Raw genomic sequence first — 4437 nt, forward strand, 5'->3', positions numbered from 1 at the left:
GTGGAGCGTGGGTAGAATCCGGATACAAGAAAGGCGCCTCCGAGGATGCGCCTTCTCGTAACTGGCGGAGCGGACAGGGCTCGAACCCTCGATCCCGGCGTTACAGGCAACTGTTTCAGCGACCTGCTCTACCGCTCCGCTGCCAAGTCAGGCATGACCCCGACCCGGATGGGTAAAAACCTGAAAACTTAGTTAACAGCTTCTTTCAGTGCTTTACCGGCTTTGAAACCTGGCTTCTTGGCAGCCGGGATTTCCAGAGTCTTGCCGGTCTGAGGGTTACGACCGGTACGAGCCGGACGGTCCGTCACGGAGAAAGTACCGAAACCAACCAGAACAACGGAGTCGCCAGCCTTCAGAGCGCCAGTGACGGATTCGATTACAGCGTCCAGCGCACGGCCAGCAGCAGCTTTCGGGATATCAGCGGATGCAGCGATAGCATCAATCAGTTCCGACTTGTTCACACTAAGTCCCCTTATATCTATTTTGAGATGATTCTAAGTTTTTTGGTGAAAGCAAAAACGAGTGCTGAATGGCCTACAGACACTTAAGAGCCGCTTTATAACAAGGGCTCTAAAAAACTGTCAAGGAAGCCCCCCAGGCAAAAGCGTATTAATGCGTGCTAATTCTTTCCTTAGAGTCAGACTCACGTTTTTCGTCCTTGGCAACTATCTCCGGAGCCACATCCGGCAAGGGCTCCGGCGCGTATTGCAGCGCAATTTGCAGGACCTCGTCAATCCATTTAACCGGTTTAATCTGCAGATCCTGCTTGATATTGTCAGGAATCTCCTTCAGATCACGCACGTTCTCTTCAGGAATAATCACTATCTTGATTCCGCCGCGGTGAGCCGCCAGCAGTTTTTCCTTCAGACCACCAATCGCCAGCACCTGACCACGCAGGGTAATTTCACCGGTCATGGCCACATCGGCGCGCACCGGAATGCCGGTCAATGCCGACACCAGCGCCGTGCACATGCCTACGCCAGCGCTAGGCCCGTCCTTCGGGGTCGCCCCTTCCGGCATGTGGATGTGCGTGTCGCGCTTCTCGTGGAAGTCCAGAGGAATGCCCAGGCTCTTGGCGCGGCTGCGCACCACGGTGAGCGCGGCGGTGATCGATTCGACCATTACATCGCCCAGCGAACCGGTCTTGATCAATTGCCCTTTACCCGGCACAACAGCGGCTTCGATGGTCAGCAGTTCGCCGCCCACCTGCGTCCAGGCAAGGCCGGTCACCTGACCGATCTGATCCTGCTGTTCGGCCAGACCGTAGCGGAATTTGCGCACACCGAGGAAGTGTTCCAGCAGATCAGCTGTCACTTTCACCGAGAAGCGTTTTTCCAGCGCATGCTCTTTAACAGCCTTGCGGCAGACCTTGGCGATCTGGCGTTCAAGGCCACGCACACCGGCTTCACGGGTGTAGTAACGGATGATGTCGCGGATCGCTTCTGCGTCGAATTCCAGCTCGCCCTTCTTCAGACCGTTAGCGGCGATCTGTTTAGGCGAGAGGTATTTGACGGCGATGTTGATCTTCTCGTCTTCGGTGTAGCCCGGCAGACGGATCACTTCCATCCGGTCGAGCAGCGCCGGCGGGATGTTCATCGAGTTCGAGGTGCACAGGAACATCACATCGGAAAGGTCGTAATCGACTTCCAGATAGTGGTCGTTGAAGTTGTGGTTCTGCTCTGGATCGAGCACTTCCAGCAACGCCGACGCCGGATCGCCACGCATGTCACTGCCCATTTTGTCGATTTCATCGAGCAGGAACAGCGGGTTGCGCACACCCACCTTTGTCATCTTTTGAATCAATCTTCCTGGCATCGAACCGATGTAAGTCCGACGGTGACCACGAATTTCCGCTTCATCACGCACGCCACCGAGGGCCATGCGCACGAATTTGCGGTTGGTGGCGTGAGCGATCGACTCTGCCAGCGAGGTTTTACCCACGCCCGGAGGACCGACCAGGCACAACACCGGGCCACGGATTTTCTTCACGCGTTTTTGCACGGCGAGGTATTCAAGGATACGTTCCTTGACCTCTTCGAGACCGTAGTGATCGGCATCGAGAATGTCTTCTGCACGCGCCAGGTCCAGGCGAACCTTGCTCTGCGCCTTCCACGGCACCTGCACCAGCCAGTCGATGTACGAGCGCACCACGGTGGCCTCAGCGGACATCGGCGACATTTGCTTGAGCTTGTTCAGCTCGGCAGTGGCTTTGGCCAACGCGTCTTTCGGCAGACCTGCAGCGTCAATACGCTTTTTCAGGTCTTCGATTTCGTTGTGGCCTTCGTCGCTGTCGCCGAGTTCTTTCTGAATGGCCTTCATCTGCTCATTCAAGTAGTACTCGCGCTGACTGCGCTCCATTTGCTTTTTGACGCGGCCACGAATGCGTTTTTCGACTTGCAGCAGATCGATCTCGGCATCCAGCAACGCCAGAACGTGCTCGACCCGGGCCGACAAATCGATGATTTCGAGAATTTCCTGCTTCTGCTCGATTTTCAGCGCCATGTGCGCCGCCATGGTGTCGACCAGGCGACCCGGCTCATCAATGCTGTTGAGCGACGACAGGACTTCGGCCGGGACTTTCTTGCCCAGCTGCACATATTGTTCGAACTGCGACAGCAGCGTACGCACGAACACTTCGGATTCACGCTCGGCAGCGTCGACTTCTTCGATCAACGAGACTTCGGCACGGCAGTGGCCGTCGACTTCGCTGAAGCGCTCGACGGTGCCGCGCTGCTCACCCTCAACCAACACTTTTACGGTGCCGTCAGGCAGCTTGAGCAGCTGTAGAACAGTGGCGATGGTACCTACGCGATAGAGAGCGTCTTCACCGGGATCGTCGTCAGCCGGGTTTCTCTGGGCCAGCAGCAGGATCTGCTTGTCGCCCGTCATCGCGGCCTCGAGGGCTTCGATGGATTTCTCGCGCCCCACGAACAGCGGGATAACCATGTGCGGATAAACCACGACATCACGCAATGGCAGGAGAGGCAATTCGATGGTTGTCTTCATGATTTCGCCTCTACGGCGGCCATATGGCCGTAATCAGATGGAATTGAGCTTGAAACCAAGATGGGGGCTGCCTTGAAAAAAAACAAGCGCAAAGCGGATGTAAAAAATGACATAAAAAAAAAGAGGCCCGAAGGCCCCTTCTTTGTTGCGGCGCGGTGGACGCTTACGCGTCCGGCGCTGCCTTGGCGGTCGGCTCACTGTTTTCGTAGATATACAGTGGCTTGGACTTGCCTTCGATCACGCTTTCATCGATCACGACTTTGCTCACCTCGGACTGCGAGGGGATTTCATACATCGTGTCGAGCAGTACACCTTCGAGAATCGACCGCAGGCCACGGGCACCGGTTTTACGTTCCAGGGCACGCTTGGCGACCGATTTCAGCGCGTCGGTCCGGAATTCCAGATCCACGCCTTCCATCTCGAACAGCTTGGCATACTGTTTGGTCAGAGCATTTTTCGGCTCGGTGAGGATCTGCATCAGCGCAGCCTCATCCAGCTCGTCCAGCGTCGCGAGGACCGGCAGACGACCGACGAATTCCGGGATCAGACCGAACTTGACCAGATCGTCAGGCTCGACTTCACGCAGGGATTCACCGACTTTCTTGCCTTCTTCCTTGCTGCGCACTTCTGCGTTGAAACCGATGCCGCCCTTGGTGGAACGGTTTTGAATAACCTTTTCCAGACCGGAGAACGCACCACCGCAGATGAACAGGATGTTACGGGTGTCGACCTGCAGGAATTCCTGCTGCGGGTGCTTGCGACCACCTTGCGGCGGTACGGAAGCGACCGTGCCTTCGATCAACTTCAACAAGGCCTGTTGCACGCCCTCACCGGAAACGTCCCGGGTGATCGACGGGTTGTCGGACTTGCGGGAAATCTTGTCGATTTCGTCGATGTAGACAATACCCATCTGGGCCTTCTCTACGTCGTAATCGCACTTCTGCAGCAGCTTCTGAATGATGTTCTCGACATCTTCACCCACGTAACCCGCCTCGGTGAGAGTGGTTGCGTCAGCGATGGTGAACGGAACGTTCAGCAAGCGGGCCAGTGTTTCGGCCAGCAGGGTTTTACCGGAGCCTGTCGGGCCGATCAGCAGGATGTTGCTCTTGCCAAGTTCGACGTCGTCAGCCTTTTTGTCACGCTGGTTCAGGCGCTTGTAGTGGTTGTACACCGCTACGGCCAAAACCTTTTTCGCACGCTCCTGACCAATGACGTACTGGTCAAGGATGCCGCTGATTTCTTTAGGCGAAGGCAATTTATGCGCGCTGCTTTCGGCCTGGGCTTCCTGCACCTCCTCGCGGATGATGTCATTGCACAGGTCGACGCACTCGTCGCAGATAAAGACCGAGGGGCCGGCAATCAATTTGCGCACTTCATGCTGGCTATTGACACAGTAGTAGCAATAGACAAGCTTGCCGTTGACCTCGCCGT

The 4437-nt window shown here is 56.3% G+C and carries 3 protein-coding genes; all 3 read right to left on the bottom strand.

The window, feature by feature from the left end; translation table 11 throughout:
• Window positions 1–188: 188 nt before the first annotated feature.
• On the bottom strand, window positions 189–461 hold the full coding sequence (locus ACIF4X_RS09830) for an HU family DNA-binding protein (RefSeq protein ID WP_003183171.1): 273 nt from the start codon (window positions 459–461) through the stop codon (window positions 189–191).
• A 148-nt stretch (window positions 462–609) separates the two neighbouring features.
• Window positions 610–3006, bottom strand: coding sequence for an endopeptidase La (lon, locus tag ACIF4X_RS09835; RefSeq protein WP_007917325.1), 2397 nt, complete (start codon window positions 3004–3006; stop codon window positions 610–612).
• A gap of 163 nt (window positions 3007–3169) precedes the next feature.
• The coding region (gene clpX, locus ACIF4X_RS09840; protein ID WP_397481969.1) for an ATP-dependent Clp protease ATP-binding subunit ClpX at window positions 3170–4437 on the bottom strand (1268 nt) is incomplete at its 5' end.

The organism is Pseudomonas sp. NPDC085632, from assembly GCF_044541255.1.
GTDB lineage: Bacteria > Pseudomonadota > Gammaproteobacteria > Pseudomonadales > Pseudomonadaceae > Aquipseudomonas.

What these genes read in the sequence shown, in the direction of transcription:
- lon (WP_007917325.1), bottom strand. Translation starts at nt 3,006, where the DNA reads ATGAAGACAACCATCGAATTGCCTCTCCTGCCATTGCGTGATGTCGTG.